The sequence below is a fragment of the Chryseobacterium shigense genome (assembly GCF_014207845.1).
In the GTDB taxonomy this organism is placed as follows: Bacteria; Bacteroidota; Bacteroidia; order Flavobacteriales; family Weeksellaceae; genus Chryseobacterium; species Chryseobacterium shigense_A.
Genome location: NZ_JACHLC010000001.1, coordinates 1,303,084 through 1,318,310 on the forward strand (window position 1 = coordinate 1,303,084; position 15,227 = coordinate 1,318,310).

Below are 15,227 nucleotides of genomic sequence, written 5' to 3' on the forward strand. Positions count from 1 at the left end.
AAGAAAATACGATCCACGCAAATTACAGTTATTATGAAAGCTTTGATTATCGGCGCTACAGGCGCTACAGGAAAAGATCTGGTAAAGCAGCTACTGAACGACAAAGAGTTTGAGGAAGTCGATATCTTTGTAAGAAAGCCTGTCGATATTCAGAATGATAAGCTGAAAGTTCATGTCGTTGATTTTGAAAAACCTGAAGAGTGGAAAGACAAAGTGAAGGGCGATATTGCTTTCTCCTGCTTAGGAACGACTCTGAAAGACGCCGGAAGCAAAGAAGCGCAGAGAAAAGTAGATTTTAATTATCAATATGAATTTGCCAAAGCCGCTAAAGAAAATGAAGTGGAAGATTATATTCTTGTTTCAGCTTACGGGGCCAATCCTAAATCTAAAATTTTTTATTCTAAAATGAAAGGTGAACTGGAAGAGGCTGTAAAGCAACTTCATTTCAATAAAATTACCATTTTTAAACCGGGAATGCTTGAAAGAAAAGATTCTGAAAGAACAGGAGAAGTGCTGGGAAGCAGGATTATTAAGTTTGCCAATAAACTGGGACTTCTGGAAAGTCAGAAACCCTTGCCTACAGATGTTTTAGCCAAAGCTATGATTAATTCTTCCAAAATAAAGAGTAATGGTTATTCCAGTATTAAGCTGGGAAATATTTTTTGTTTTGCGGAGAAAAGCAATGAGTCAAAGTAATAGACTATAAAACTTTGACCCTGCTCTTATGTATGTAAATCTGTTATGTTATAAAATCATACCTGAATGGGCATTATCTTATAATTTTAAAATTTCCGGATAATAATAACTTTATTGTTTTATAAGTTTTTTAACTACAACTTTTCCGTTTTGTAATTCTGTTTTTGCAATGTATATTCCTTTTGGAAGATCAGAAACATTGGTATCATTTTCTTTTATTGTTCTCAAATGTTTACCATCTGCAGAATAAATTTCAATTTTATTTATTTTCTCATTAGCCTGAAAAATAACATTTGATTTTACCGGATTTTCAAAAAAGACTGAATTTGAAAGATGAGCTTCGGTTGTTGATAAAGTTGGCAGCAGATTAAATTTTGCAGCATAAATATTATTATTGGTACCATTATTTATTTCTCCTGCAACAAAAAAAGTTGTTGGAGAAATTACATTAAAACTTTCCGCCCATTCCTGGTAAGCATTGGTGTTGCCAACAAAAATACCATTGTTATTAAAGGAATTGTCAGGAGTTCCATTCGGGTTCAGCCTTGCTACCATTATATTTATGCTTCCATCTATACTTGCTCCACTCAGATAAATTTGGTTTGAAAAAGTTTTTAAACCGGATATGATTGTGTTTGCAAGCTGATAAGTCCCATTATTCGCAAAAGTAGTCATTACACTACCTGCAGGGGTATACTTTTTAACAGAAGTGGTAAAGGAATTTTCATTGGATATACCATGAATTATATTGCCTGCATCATCTAAGGTTACATAATCGTAAGAATTTTCGTAATCAGCTAATGAAGAAAAAGAAGCTGTGTTAATTGTTCCATTGGTTCCAAATGTTGAATCAATAGTTCCATCAGTATTAAGAAGTGTAAGATATGTAGTATATGTCTGATTGTTGATTGATTTCACTAATAATTTACCTCCGGGACCATTATAGACCCCATATATATTGCTAATTCCTGGAATATTTGCTGTTGAAACAATATTGCCTGCCGTCACGTCAATTTTCTGTAAAACACCTTGTGAGTTTTCAGTTTTGCCAATATATAAATAGTTTGAAAGTAGTACGCTTCCATTGCTGTAATTTGTACCTGATGCTATTGTAAAAACTCCATTTACACCAAAGGAACTATCCAAAGTTCCGTCAGGATTCAGTTTGATCAGGGTATTTTGGGCAGGATAAAAAATTAAAATTTTATTACCCATCAAATAAAGATTGGCCACATAAGCATCTGGATACTGAAAAGATGTAAAATATCCATTATTGGCAAATGTTGTATCAGTTGTACCATCAGCATTTAACCTTGAAATAAAAACTTCATGACTATTAGCCCCATTAATTCTCTGCCCCGAAATAATTACTTTACCATCCGGCTGAACAACGGAACTTATTACAGAGTCTCCATCTGTCTGATTACTTAAAACTGAAAAACCATTAGAACCAAAAGAACTGTCAGCAGTAACTGTCTGTGCATTAAGATAAAAAGCAGTAATTAAAGTAAAAGAAATAAAAAATTTTTTCATGATATGTGTTTAAATATTTTTCTGAATTTCCGAAAAGAATATCAACATTATTTTTAAAAAAATATGATATACTTCGGTTTTATATATTCCTCAAAAGTATTCAATTTAACCTCAAATAAATACTAAAATTCAATATTTATTATCAATTACACAAAAAAACATCTTCTTACTATTAAAATAATAAATTTATCAACCAAAAATTTAAAAATTTATTGAAATTTTCAATTTAAACGCACATATTAGATTAATAACAATTTTAGATCATTTTAAAACTGCTTTTGATCCTTCTAATTTTTAGGATATTTGCATAAAAAAGTGGAAAAAATCCACTTTATATAAATCATTTTTAAGTTTTTATTTCAGATACTTTGTAATAGCTTCATCCGTAGGCTTTGTAGTACTTACGAAGGTATCTATTAATTTACCGTTTTCATCAAGCAGGAATTTTGTGAAATTCCACAGGATTGTAGTGTTCTTTACTCCGTTCAGGTCTTTTTCTGTCAAATATTTAAAGATTGGTGCTGTATCATCTCCTTTCACAGAAACTTTAGCAGCCAAAGGAAAAGTTACTCCATAATTTTTCTGGCAAAAAGCTCCGATCTCGGTATTGGTTCCGGGCTCCTGGCCTCCGAAGTTGTTGGCAGGAAAACCTATAATCACAAGTTTGTCTTTATATTCTTCGTACACTTTTTCCAGATCTGCATACTGCGGTGTAAATCCACATTCTGATGCTGTATTGACAATAAGGATTTTTTTTCCTTTAAAATCTGCAAAATTGATTTCTTTGCCATCAAGGCTTTCCACTTTGAAATCATATATTGTTTTTCCCATAAGTTCTTTGGTTTTAGCTTGAGAAATTTCACTTTTCTGGTTGGTACAACTCTGTAAAAATGCTACAAAAGAAAGCAGCAATAAGAAAACCTTTTTCATTCCTATAAATTTTATTTGGCAGTTTGCCGTTAAAAAATGTAATTAAAATTTAAATGTATTGGCAGGAAAAACCTTATTAACATCTATTCTGTTCAGGATCATAACGAAGTCTCCATCTTTTTTAGTACTTGAAGATTCAATTCTGAAGGGCATTGAAAGATTTCCAACTTTTTTATAATCAGCGTATGTCAACGTTTCATCTTTTTTAACTTCTCTTAAAAGCATATACGTTTTCACATCAAAATAATAAATATTCTTATTTACATTTTTGGTAAGTTCCACCTTGTGGCAGTAGATTTCGCCCACTTTTTCTTTTCCCAGATATTTGGCATCAAAGCCTTTGCTTTCCCAGTCGATAAAATCGTTGTCAAAACTTTCCGGTACATAATCAGCATAAACCTGAATTTTATTGGCTGCATAGTTCATTGCATAGCCTTTAGTACCGTCATAACCTTCTATTGCTGTTTCTTTTCCGTTAATAGTAATTACTGTTTTAGTAAGATTGGGACGCTGCTGGTAGATTTTTATAGGATATTCATCTTTAATCCCTAAAATTACTTTTCCCTGCAGCAATACTGAATTTAAGAGCTTCCAATTCGTTAATCCTCCTGATAGCTCTATATTTTTTTCTATAATTTCTTTTGCGGTCTGTGCAAAGGACAACTGCGAAAGTATCAGTACGAATACTAAAAGTATTTTCTTCATTAATCTTATTTATATTTCAAATATAAGGGGAATTGGGCTAAAAAGCAAAGAAAGTACAAGGTGAACTGACTTATTTGTTACCGATTATACTTCAGATTAATTTTCTGGCTTTTTCAAGATCTTCCGGGGTGTCAATCCCTACTCCGATAAAGTTTGTTTCTATTAACTTAATCTTCATTCCGTACTCCAGGTAACGGATACATTCTATTTTCTCCGATATTTCAAGAGGTTTCATTTCCAGTTTGGAGAACTGAAGCAGTGCATGTTTTCTGAATGCATATACTCCGATGTGCTTGAAATAGTTTACATCATAAGAAATTTCCCTGTGGAAAGGAATTACAGAACGGCTGAAGTAAAGGGCAAAACCATTGTTGTCCGTAATTACTTTTACATTATTCGGATTTTCAATTTCTTCTTTTTCTGTCAGTTTTATTTTTAATGAGGCCAGTGAAATTTCCTGATTATCGTCTTCTTGGAAAACTTCGATCAGTTGTTGTAAAGGTTCTAATTTAAGGAAAGGCTCATCTCCCTGTACATTGATTACAATATCACAGTCGATATTCTGCACGGCCTCAGCAATACGGTCACTGCCGGTTTCATGCTGCCCGGTCATTACTGCTTTTCCTCCGTTGTTTACAATTTCATCAAAAATAATTTCTGAATCCGTTGCAACAAATACTTCATCGAACAGCCCTGTTTCCACAACATTCTGATAGGTTGTAGTAATGACTGTTTTTTCACCTAATATCTGCATAAGTTTTGCAGGAAAACGGCTTGCTTCGTAACGGGCAGGAATGACGGCTATGATTTTCATTTATAATTAAGATATAAGTTATGAATTATGAGTTTAGATAATTCGTTAAAAAGATAATTCCATAGATCCAAGAGACATACAGAAATGAATAAAAAAGTCCAAAAGATAAACTTTTTAGCAGATTTCCTTTACAATGTCTCGAATTTTTAAATACCAGACGTAAAGCTCGGAAAAAAATCCAATATAACATCGCCGTAAAAAATAAAATGGCTGCCCAAAACAAAAATCCTAAAAAGTATAAAAGAAATACAAAAACAATCGTAAACACAAACCATAAAACAACAGATAATATGGCAGCTGCTATGCTATCACCAATAACGGGAGGATCAAAATCGAAACTACCAACTGTGGGAGCATTATCAGAATAGCTTTTTAATTTTTGTTTATTTAATACACTTCCGACATTTTCTTTTAATTTCAGACCATAATACAATCCCAAGCTTATAAAAAGGAAAAAAGTGACTGCTAAAATCGAAGTTGATACTATAGAGTTTTGGAATAAAGACCGGTGAGAATTTGTTCCTGAAAGCCAGACACTCAGAATAACCAAAATGAAAATTCCTAAGGTTGAATAACTTAGTAATTTGGTTTCCATAAAAGGCTTTCCGGGAAGATTCACTTTGTTTATATCCTTTTAAAAACGCTTCGACTCCGCTCAGCGTGACACTGCTAATACTAAGTGTTTGTGAAAACGTGTCATGCTGAATGAAGCCGAAGCATATGTTTTCCAATATAACAGTAACCATTTTTGTATGTAAACATTGGTAAACTGTTAGATTGATACATTGTTAGATTGAAAAAACTATTTAAGATTATTCAAAGCATTTTCCAATTTTGGAAGCATTACTTTGATCTCATCAACAGCCAAACCGCCTACAGAGGCACGGAACCAAGGCTCAGATTTTGCTTCCCCGAAGGCTGAGAAAGGAACTAAGGCTACTCCGGCATCATTAATTAAATAGAAAACCAAATCAGAAGAATTCTCAATAACAGAGCCATCCGGTTTTGTTTTCCCGATATAGTCTAATTTAATGGTAAGGTACAAAGCCCCCATTGGCTCAATACTTTCTACTGCCAATCCTTTTTGTTTTAAATCCTGGATTCCACCGTGAAGAACTTTTAAGCTTTCTTCTAATTTTCCTTTGAAATCTTCTACGAAAACATTTACATTGTCGGGGTTTTCAAAGAATTTTGCAGTAGCTTCCTGCTCAGGTTTCGGTGCCCAGGCTCCAACGTGAGTCAGTAAAGCTTTCATTTTATCAAGAATATGAGCAGGCCCGAATCCCCACCCTACACGTACTCCGGTTGCAGCAAGGCATTTGGAGATACCGTCGATATAAATAGTGTATTCTTTCAGTTCAGGGAAAAGGGAAACCGGATCTACGTGCTGTGCACCGAAAGTAAGATTGGAATAGATCTGATCGTACATCAGGTACAATGGCTTTTCGTTTTCACCTCTCTTTTTATTTTCTTCCAAAACCAGTTCGCAGATCGATGAAAGCTGCTCTTTTGTGAACATGGTTCCTGTAGGATTCAGCGGTGAACACAGTGCCAAAAGAACTGCACCTCCTAAATGAGGTCTCAGATCGTCTGCTGTAGGAAGGAAATTGTTTTCTTCTGTTGTTTTTACTTCTACTGCTTCTGCAGAAGTAAGATAAGCATAATGGTTGTTGTTCCATGATGGTGTAGGATATACTACTTTATCACCTTCGTCTACAATTGTTTTATAAACTGCATAAATCAATGGTCTTGATCCGGCAGTAATTAAAATATCGTTGGGTGAATAATCCAGGTTCCATCTGTTTTTTAAGTCTTTGGAAACTTCCTGTCTTAAAGATAAAAGTCCGTTGGCTGGCGGATAATTCGTAAGATTATTCTGATATGCTTTCTGAATCTCTTCTTTCAGCAGTGCCGGAATGGGATAGAGATTAGAATTCAGGTCACCAATAGTAAGATTGGCTATTTCCGCTCCTTTTGCCTTTAAATCATTTACTTCATTACCAATTTTTACAATTTCGGAACCAATCAGGTTCGCCGCTAATTTTGAAACTTTCACTTTATTTCTTATTTAAATTTATTTAATATTCTCTTTCAATATGTATTCTCTTATGAATTTCTTCTTCAGGAACTTTAGCATCAAAAAGGCTCATTAATTCTTTTGATTTTTTAGCAACATCTGAATTCGGATATTTCCTGATAATCCTGTTGAATTCTTCCCTGTTTTCATCATATATCGTTCCGTCGGAATGCTCATGAGTGGGAGTATTATCCATCCCGAAAAGATAATCGTACAGATAATTACCGTACATTTCTTTCACCCTGGAAATTAAAGGGCTTTCAGGATATTTTTTTATGAAATTTTCCCAAAATACTGTTCTTTCTCCCAACTCTTTCCAGGAAATTACCAATCCTGCATCCGCTGAATAAAGACCTTTACTTTCTTTTGAAAGCTGCCCAATATAACTATTATAATCCGGAGTTACTTTATCCTTAAAAAGAGAAAAGTAATGCTCCGGGAAAGACCAGATCTCGGTATAACCTTCTCCTACTTCTGTAAATTCAAGGCCTCCTTTTTTAAGCTGGGTACTGAGTTCCTTTATATTTTCAGGAAATTTGTAACGGTTACTTTCAGAGTCATAATAATTAACATATTCATCCAGAACTTTACTCAGATTTTCACTTAAACAGGCTGTATATTTCTCACGAATTTTAATATAATCTTCGTATAATTTATCATTCTGTCCGGGCGAATTCCGCGCAATTTCTTTTTCCGCTTTTTGCTGGTACCACTGAAGTGCCGCGATATAATCTTCTGTTTTATTTTTAGAAGAACACACAGTATCAACAGGTTTGAACAGGTCTTCCTTTGTTTCTGTTTTTGAAACCGTATCTTTTTGAATCTTTCCTTCAGAAGTTTTTGACGTTTCTTTTTTACAGGAAAAAATACAAACCAACAGAATAAAAGCTGATAAACTCTTTTTTACCATTTTCTAAAGTAAGATTAGTCTAACTTCAGATCTCTTCTTACGTCTTCTATTTTAGCTTCCAATGATTTCAATTTATCTTTAAAATCTGTTTCAGAAGCAACACTGTCTTTTACAGAGATGTAGAACTTAATTTTTGGCTCTGTTCCGGAAGGTCTTACGCAGACTTTTGTTCCGTCCTGAGTATAATAAATCAGTACATTCGATTTTGGAATGTCGTTCATTACCTGCTTTTCTCCTTTTGAAACAATAAAATTAGTCTGTTCTTTGAAATCCTTCACTTCTTCAACTAATGAACCAGCCAGTTCTTTTGGAGGGTTTTCACGGAAATTCTTCATCATATTCTGAATTTCTTCTGCTCCGTCTCTGCCTTTTCTCACCAGATTTACCAAACCTTCATAGTACATTCCCAATTCCTGATAAATCTCGATCATATATTGATACATCGTTCTGCCGTTAGCTTTGCACCACGCTGCAATTTCGCAGGCCAGAATGATGCTTCCGCATGAGTCTTTATCACGGACGAAATCTCCGGTCATAAAACCGAAACTTTCCTCACCTCCGCAAATGAATTTTTCCTTTCCTTCAAAATCACGGATCATTTTTCCGATCCACTTGAATCCTGTAAGTCCCACTTTACAGTCAACACCGAATTTCTGTGCAATATCAAAGAAAATATCAGAAGTTACGATGGTAGATCCTATGAATTCTTTTCCTGTGATTCTTCCCTGCTTTCTCCATTCATTTAGGATGTAATAAGTAAGGATTGTATTGGTTTGGTTACCATTCAGAAGCTGCATTTCACCATCCAGGTTTCTTACGGCAATTCCCAGTCTGTCACCATCCGGATCTGTCCCGATAACGATGTCTGCATTGGTAATTCTTGCCAGATCCATAGCCATTTCCAGTGCTGCCGGTTCTTCGGGGTTTGGAGATTCTACCGTGGTGAAATTACCACTTGGAATCATTTGCTCTTTTACAAGATCTACCTTTTTGAATCCTGCTTTTTCCAGAGCTTTTGGAATTGTAGTATATGTAGTTCCGTGGATGGAAGTGAAAACAATATTTAAATTTTCTTTTCCAACATTCTGGTAGGTCGAGTTTTCTATGCAGGTATCGATATATACATCATCCTGTTCTTCCCCGATCCATTCAATCAGGTCATCATTTCCGTTGAATTTAATTTCGTCAAATTTCACGGAATATACTTCTTTGATGATGGCTTCATCATGTGGCGGAACGATCTGTGCCCCGTCATTCCAGTATACTTTGTATCCGTTATATTCAGGCGGATTGTGGGATGCCGTCAGCACAATTCCTCCGTTACATTTTTTGTCTCTTACGGTAAAAGATAGTTCCGGGGTTGGCCTGTGATCTTTGAAAAGAAGCACCTTAATTCCGTTTGCCGTTAAAACATCAGCAACCAGTTTTCCGAATTCTTTTGAGTTATGGCGAACATCGTAAGCGATAGCTACTTTGATTTCTTCTCCTTTAAACTGCTGGAGCATATAATTGGCCAATCCCTGTGTAGCCTGTCCCAATGTATATTTATTCAAGCGGTTGGTTCCTACTCCCATCACACCTCTCATTCCTCCTGTACCGAATTCCAGCTCTCTGTAAAAAGAATCTTCAAGGTCCGGAGAATTACTGTTAATCAGTGCCTGTACAGCATCCTGTGTTTCTTTATCGAATGTATCACTTAACCAAAGTTGCGCTTTTTCTAATGTTGTCATATTTGTATTTAAGTTTGGAAGTGGGAAGCTTGAGGCTGGAGGTAATTTTACGTTCCAAATTCAAACTTCCTGCTTTTGTTTCACTATTTTATTATTTATATTTAATTAAAAATATTTTAATCTTTTAACTGATTTCTAAAAGCTATAATCTGATTCATCAAATTATAACTTTCATTATATATTGTTTTAAAATTTTCTTCCGAAATATATTCTCTGTTTTTTGCTTTATACAAGCATGTTACCGTTTCAGCTAAAGATCGAACTGAATATCCTAAAAACTTTTTAAATTCTGCTTTGGACTGTAATATACTTCCTTCTGAAATATTTAATCCTACAGAATCTGATGCTCTTCTTATCTGAGATGTTAAGTTGAAAGCTTCATCTTTTGGAAAATTTTGAGACAGCTTAAAAATTGCTTCTCCAAAATCCATAGATTTCTACCATATAATCAATTTCTCAAATTTAAAACTCATCTATCAATTATGTTATTCTTTGCCTTCCATCATCCGGCTTCCATCTTCCTTCTTATCAGTTGTTCAATTTTTTATTTTCAACACGGGTTGCTTTATCAATTTTAAAAGCCCGGATCGGGTTGTTATAATAAATGAATTTTGCTGTATTCTGAATATTTCCTTTTAAGGAATCTTTTACGTTCACTTCTGCATAATTCCCGTTTTTAGAGTCAATATTCAGGTTTTCTATTTTCCAGTAAGGCGCTATCAGACTTGCTGTATCTGAGATCTTTATCACTGCATTTTTAGTAAATCCTAAAAAATTGGCCCGGCTTCTGTTCTGCATTTCTACTTCTGCTCTTCTTGTGTTGACTGAACCCATAAAAGTAGAATAATTTTTTAAATTAAGCCTAAAATTATCGGTCTTTATTTCACTTGAAATATTCATTTCTGCGGAATCGGAGATGCTTATTTTTTCAGGATTATATTTTGAGTAAATGGTGATATTGTAAAAATCCACTCCTTTCGTCTCTCTTGATTCGGTAATGAATAATCCATCGTCTTTTACATCAATATCCAGGTTATCAAACACATTCGGGTAAGTTTCCACATCCACCATATTTTTTTCTCCTCTCGCATAAAAAACCCTGAATTTTCCTTTGAGAAAAATACTTTTAAAGTTCTCAACAGGAACTTCTTTATTTTCAATATTCCCTTTTGGAGAAACTTTTCCGCAGGAAACCGCTGCCATCAGCAGGGATGCGTACCATATTTTTTTCATGTTCAATTTTAAAATACTATCATATAAAATCATCATTGAAAATCTCTGCAGTAAGTTACTACAAGCCCAATTATCCATTATATGATTTAACAAAAATAAGATTAAAATTCCAAAAAGACTTATTCTTCCGGTACAAAATGCCTGTACTTTTGTAATAAAAAATATCCCAAAAAGTGAAAGCTCTTTGGGATATTGTTATTTAACTGATTTTGAATTTAAATCTTAAATCACTTCATCAATATTATAATTCTTATGCTCCCTGTTGGTTCTGATAATCATTTCGCCTAAGAATCCGGCTATGAAAAGCAATGTTCCCATAATCATCATCGTAAGTGCAATATAAAACCACGGATTGTTTGTTATTAAATGTCCGTAAATTCCTCTCGCAACGTCAATCAGTTTTGAAATTCCCAGCCAAAGTGCAGAAAGAAATCCTACAATGAACATCACCGTTCCTACTGCGCCAAAGAAATGCATGGGTCTTCCTCCAAAACGACTTACAAACCAAAGGGTTACAAGATCAAGAAAACCTCTGATAAATCTTTCGGTTCCGAATTTTGAAGTTCCATAAGGCCTTGCCTGATGCTGTACTTCTTTTTCGGTAATTCTTCTGAATCCGGCATTAGCCGCGAGAACAGGAATATAACGGTGCATATCGCCATATACATCGATTGATTTTACCACCTGCTTTTTATAGGCTTTAAGTCCGCAGTTGAAATCGTGAAGATAGACTCCCGAAACTTTTCTAGCAGCTGCATTGAATAGTTTGGACGGAACATTTTTTGTCATTACATTATCAAAACGTTTCTTTTTCCATCCTGAAACGATATCATAATTATCTTCAATCACCATTTTGTAAAGCTCAGGGATTTCTTCCGGAAAATCCTGTAAATCAGCATCCATGGTAATGACTACGTCTCCGTTGGTTCTTTCAAAAGCGGCATGAAGAGCCTGTGATTTCCCATAATTCCTGGAAAATTTTATTGCATGGATCTGTGGATGCTGAATCCTCATATTTTCGATGATGCTCCACGACAGATCTGTACTTCCGTCATCAACAAACCATATTTCATAGGACAAACTGTTGGTATTACAAACATTGTCGATCCTTGAAAAAAGTTCTTCCAAAGAGGCTTCTTCGTTTAATAACGGAATAACTATAGATAAATTCATTTAATTTCAGTAAAAATTATTCTTGATTTTCTGTTTCCTGATACACAGTTCTTGTTCTGAAAAATGCGCCAAAAAACACTGACAAAACTACGTAAAATATAAGAATTGCCGCAAAATATCCTGAAAAATGACTTGCTGTGAGCATATCTTTCCCTTTAATGGCTTCAGGAGAAAAACTAGGCAGCCTTTCTTTATATTTTTTGTCTAATTCATCAATATCTTTCTGATGTTTTAAAATCTTTCTTGCAGACTGGTATTCAGTATCCAGTTCCGTTTTCTGTCTTTGTACGTATTGGTAATTCAGTAGTTTTTTAGCATCTGTATCTACAAAATTCAGGAAAGCGTAAATACTGAAAATAGATAAAATTCCCCCAATAAACATCGGAACGAACGCTCTTGAAAATGCATCTTTAAAAGTTACTACCCTGTTTTTGTTCCAGAAAGATTTCACGGACCAGAAGGCTGCTCCTGCATACAGAATCGGAAGAACAAATGCATTGATTTTCAAAGAGATATCAAAGTAATTAATTCCTGAAAAAAAGTAATAGGCTACAAAAAAGATGATCATTGTAGCGATAAAAAGTAAAATTCCTAATGTTGATGGACTTTTCGTCATGTTTGATTTTTTAGAAAAAATTGAAAAATTATTACACTAAATTCCAGCCGTTTAGCTTTGTTACTGTATTTTTTCGACTAATTTTCTGTAATTATATTTTGAAGTTTATAAATTATTCCTACCTTTGCAACGGCAAGTCCTAAACAACCAGCTCCTGAGAACCCTCCAGGGTGGGAACACAGCAAAGGTAATTGGTCGTAGCGGTGTGATTTAGGTAGCTTGCCATTTTTTTTGGTTTAAACTGAAGCAAGGTAATTGGAAAATTATCTTTTTTTGTTTCTATACTTTTCAGCATTTTCATTCCAATTTTCAAATTACCTTTCATTTTTTTATTTTAAAATTCAAACTCTTCTCCTAATTTCGGAAGAACAAGTTCTATATTTTTGTCTGCAAAATGCTTTAATGCACTTTCATGGTTGATTTCAATTGCAGGGAATGTATCAAAGTGGCACCCTATTACTTTCGGGGTTTTCAATAATTCTGCTGCTGCAAAAGATGCTTTTCTGGGGCACATTGTGTAATGGCTTCCGATAGGAAGGATGGACAGATCTATATTCCCGAAAAGTCTTGGGAAAAGTTCCATATCAGCCATTACTCCGGTATCTCCAGCCAAATACATATTCTTTCCTTCAGGTAATCTGAAAATATACCCTACAGGAACACCTCCATAGCTTCCGTCAGGGAATGAACTTGTATGATGAGCAGGAACCATGGAAATTTTAAGATCATCGATTTTTGCTGATCCTCCCAGGTTTACATCGTCTTTGTTTTTTGCCGTTTTGAAGTAGGCACAGATTTCAGGAACCGCAATAACTGTTGCATCCGGGTGAAACTGTAATACTTCTTCCACATCGGCAATATGATCGCCGTGAGCGTGGGTCAATAAAATATAATCTATCTTCTGTGCCAATATGTCAAAGCCGGATTCCGCTTTTTTGTAATTGTAAAAAGGATCGCTTAAAATGGTTTTGTCTTTGTAAGTAAACAAAAAACAGTTTTGTCCTAAAAATTGTATTTTCATTTTTAAATTTATTTTTTAATTAAGTACATGAAACCGTTGAGTTGAAAAGAATCTGATACAACAATAAGCTTGTTGGTATAATGATAAAAATCTGAAGGATTAAAAATTCTCTCTGTGGTTTTTTCTTTCCGATTAATAAGAGCAAAGCCAAAACAGCATTTACAATAACAACGATTAAAATTAAAAGCGGTAAAAAACTAATATCTGAAAGAGACATATTACCCTTCATTTCATCAATTACAGTATAAACAAGAAATAAAGCCAAAATAATTGATAAACACGAAGTTATTTTTAACGCTACATTCATTTTTATTATTATTTCTGTGGAAACTTATCTTCAATCAGTCTTAAATTGATTCCATGTTCGAGGTAAGCTTTGCAACCGTCCAAAACTGTTGTAAAACCGCCTGTATTATCATTAATTACTTTTAAAAGATCTTTACCTGTCTGGCTGAAGCCATAGCTTTTAATCACAACAAGAGTTCCTTTCTCCATTACTCTGAATTCATAATCAACGTGTACCGCAGGATCACCCCACTCTGTTTTTATCAGCTGGTTAGGGATAATTTCATGTACCTGAACATCAGATTTTACGTTGTACATTTCCCATTCCCAGGTAATGGTTTTACCCACTTCCAGCTTTCCGGTAGATTTGGTAAACCAGAAATTGGTAGTTACTTCAGGATTGATGAATGCCTCAAAGACATCCTCAACCGGTTTTCTGATAAGCATCTGAGCTTCAACGTAGTTATTTGAACTCATAGTAATGGTAATTTATTATTTAAAAAAATTAAGTCCTATTGCTGTAAGAACTGCCATTGTAAAAGTAAGGATACCGACTTGTTTTAAAAACGGATCCAATTCTTTAGGCTCTTTTACAGACATAATCTTCCTTCTGAGCTTGGCAAGAGGAATCAGCAAAATCATTACGATAAATACATAATAATTTTGAGACTGTATGAAACCATTTATTCCCAGGAATATAAGAATCAGGATTAAAGGAAGCTGCAACAGGATCATTTCATAAATCATTGCATTTCTGAAACCAATCCTTAGTGCAAAACTGTTTTTTCCTGATAATCTGTCGCTTTCTATATCTCTCATATTGTTCAGGTTAAGAACAGCCATACTCATCATCCCTACTGCTGTTCCAGGCAATAGCATATCCCAGCTGAATGTTTTGGTAAACAGGAAATAACTTCCGCAAACCGAAACCAAACCAAAAAAGATAAATACGAAAAGATCTCCCAATCCCATATATCCGTAAGGTTTTTTTCCAACGGTATAACCAATTGCCGCCAAAATACAGGCTACTCCCAATCCAATGAAAATATAGAATTCATTCATATAATCCGGAATGAAAGCAATGTATAATAAAGCAATGGTAGCAACAAAGGATAATACAGAGAAAAGGATCACGGCATTTTTCATCTGACCGGCTGTAATTTTTCCTGAAGCCACGGCTCTGGATTCCGCTTCGTTGATTCTTTTGGCATCAGTTCCTTTTACTCCGTCTCCATAATCATTGGCATAGTTTGATAAGATCTGGTATAAAAGTGTTACCAAAAGTGCCAGTGCAAAAATTTTCCAGTCCCATGTTCCTCCTTCACCGTAAAGTCTCCATTTTGCAATGAAAGCTCCCATAATGATTCCGCTTAAGGAAAGCGGTAAAGTTCTTAGCCTTGCGGCTTTTATCCAATCAACCATTTTATTTAGATGTTAGATATTAGAAGTTAGAAATTAGATTTTAAACTGTTTAGTCTAACATCTAATTTCTAGCCTCTAACTT

Annotated in this window: 17 protein-coding genes and 1 other RNA gene; 2 read left to right on the forward strand and 16 right to left on the reverse strand. The window is 34.5% G+C overall.

Going from position 1 to position 15,227, the window contains the following annotated elements; genetic code table 11:
• The first annotated feature begins 33 nt into the window (after positions 1 to 33).
• Positions 34 to 696 (forward strand): NAD(P)H-binding protein, encoded by a 663-nt coding sequence (locus HNP36_RS06005; RefSeq protein WP_184159420.1) that lies wholly within the window; start codon positions 34 to 36, stop codon positions 694 to 696.
• Positions 697 to 807: 111 nt separating this feature from the next.
• Here the strand turns inward: HNP36_RS06005 and HNP36_RS06010 are convergent, their stop codons facing one another.
• From HNP36_RS06010 to HNP36_RS06065, 12 genes are all read right to left on the reverse strand, one after another.
• Positions 808 to 2,229, reverse strand: a complete 1,422-nt coding sequence (locus HNP36_RS06010) for a T9SS type A sorting domain-containing protein (protein WP_184159418.1) — start codon at positions 2,227 to 2,229, stop codon at positions 808 to 810.
• 354 nt (positions 2,230 to 2,583) lie between these two features.
• Positions 2,584 to 3,159, reverse strand: a complete 576-nt coding sequence (locus tag HNP36_RS06015) for a glutathione peroxidase (RefSeq protein ID WP_184159416.1) — start codon at positions 3,157 to 3,159, stop codon at positions 2,584 to 2,586.
• A 42-nt stretch (positions 3,160 to 3,201) separates the two neighbouring features.
• Positions 3,202 to 3,864 (reverse strand): histidine kinase, encoded by a 663-nt coding sequence (locus HNP36_RS06020; RefSeq protein ID WP_184159414.1) that lies wholly within the window; start codon positions 3,862 to 3,864, stop codon positions 3,202 to 3,204.
• A 91-nt stretch (positions 3,865 to 3,955) separates the two neighbouring features.
• The gene (gene kdsB / locus HNP36_RS06025) at positions 3,956 to 4,678 is read right to left on the reverse strand and encodes a 3-deoxy-manno-octulosonate cytidylyltransferase (RefSeq protein WP_184159412.1); all 723 of its coding nucleotides are present in this window, start codon (positions 4,676 to 4,678) and stop codon (positions 3,956 to 3,958) included.
• A 25-nt stretch (positions 4,679 to 4,703) separates the two neighbouring features.
• Positions 4,704 to 5,273, reverse strand: coding sequence for a hypothetical protein (locus HNP36_RS06030; protein ID WP_184159410.1), 570 nt, complete (start codon positions 5,271 to 5,273; stop codon positions 4,704 to 4,706).
• Between the two features lie 207 nt (positions 5,274 to 5,480).
• Positions 5,481 to 6,734 carry a pyridoxal phosphate-dependent aminotransferase gene (locus HNP36_RS06035; protein WP_184159408.1) on the reverse strand — a complete coding sequence of 418 codons (1,254 nt, stop codon included), beginning with the start codon at positions 6,732 to 6,734 and terminating at the stop codon, positions 5,481 to 5,483.
• Between the two features lie 22 nt (positions 6,735 to 6,756).
• Positions 6,757 to 7,665, reverse strand: coding sequence for a tetratricopeptide repeat protein (locus tag HNP36_RS06040; RefSeq protein ID WP_184159406.1), 909 nt, complete (start codon positions 7,663 to 7,665; stop codon positions 6,757 to 6,759).
• A 14-nt stretch (positions 7,666 to 7,679) separates the two neighbouring features.
• Positions 7,680 to 9,395 (reverse strand): phospho-sugar mutase, encoded by a 1,716-nt coding sequence (locus HNP36_RS06045; RefSeq protein WP_184159404.1) that lies wholly within the window; start codon positions 9,393 to 9,395, stop codon positions 7,680 to 7,682.
• Positions 9,396 to 9,511: 116 nt separating this feature from the next.
• Positions 9,512 to 9,826, reverse strand: a complete 315-nt coding sequence (locus HNP36_RS06050; protein ID WP_228456269.1) for a four helix bundle protein — start codon at positions 9,824 to 9,826, stop codon at positions 9,512 to 9,514.
• Positions 9,827 to 9,923: 97 nt separating this feature from the next.
• Complete coding sequence (locus tag HNP36_RS06055; protein ID WP_184159401.1) at positions 9,924 to 10,628, reverse strand: GIN domain-containing protein; 705 nt, start codon at positions 10,626 to 10,628, stop codon at positions 9,924 to 9,926.
• A 222-nt stretch (positions 10,629 to 10,850) separates the two neighbouring features.
• Entirely contained in the window at positions 10,851 to 11,801 is a 951-nt protein-coding gene (locus HNP36_RS06060; RefSeq protein WP_184159399.1) for a glycosyltransferase family 2 protein, read from the reverse strand.
• Positions 11,802 to 11,817: 16 nt separating this feature from the next.
• Positions 11,818 to 12,417, reverse strand: coding sequence for a DUF4199 domain-containing protein (locus HNP36_RS06065; protein ID WP_184159397.1), 600 nt, complete (start codon positions 12,415 to 12,417; stop codon positions 11,818 to 11,820).
• Positions 12,418 to 12,547: 130 nt separating this feature from the next.
• On the opposite strand from HNP36_RS06065, the gene ffs reads away from it, so the two are divergent.
• Positions 12,548 to 12,645: signal recognition particle sRNA small type (gene ffs / locus HNP36_RS06070), an RNA gene on the forward strand.
• Positions 12,646 to 12,751: 106 nt separating this feature from the next.
• On the opposite strand, the gene HNP36_RS06075 is transcribed toward ffs, so the two are convergent.
• Genes HNP36_RS06075 through menA form a run of 4 tightly spaced genes read right to left on the reverse strand, consistent with a single transcriptional unit; the run spans position 12,752 to position 15,145 of the window.
• Positions 12,752 to 13,438 (reverse strand): metal-dependent hydrolase, encoded by a 687-nt coding sequence (locus HNP36_RS06075; protein WP_184159395.1) that lies wholly within the window; start codon positions 13,436 to 13,438, stop codon positions 12,752 to 12,754.
• Between the two features lie 19 nt (positions 13,439 to 13,457).
• Complete coding sequence (locus tag HNP36_RS06080; protein WP_184159393.1) at positions 13,458 to 13,745, reverse strand: hypothetical protein; 288 nt, start codon at positions 13,743 to 13,745, stop codon at positions 13,458 to 13,460.
• Between the two features lie 8 nt (positions 13,746 to 13,753).
• The gene (locus HNP36_RS06085; protein ID WP_184159391.1) at positions 13,754 to 14,200 is read right to left on the reverse strand and encodes an SRPBCC family protein; all 447 of its coding nucleotides are present in this window, start codon (positions 14,198 to 14,200) and stop codon (positions 13,754 to 13,756) included.
• A 15-nt stretch (positions 14,201 to 14,215) separates the two neighbouring features.
• Complete coding sequence (gene menA / locus HNP36_RS06090; RefSeq protein ID WP_184159389.1) at positions 14,216 to 15,145, reverse strand: 1,4-dihydroxy-2-naphthoate octaprenyltransferase; 930 nt, start codon at positions 15,143 to 15,145, stop codon at positions 14,216 to 14,218.
• Between the last annotated feature and the right edge of the window lie 82 nt (positions 15,146 to 15,227).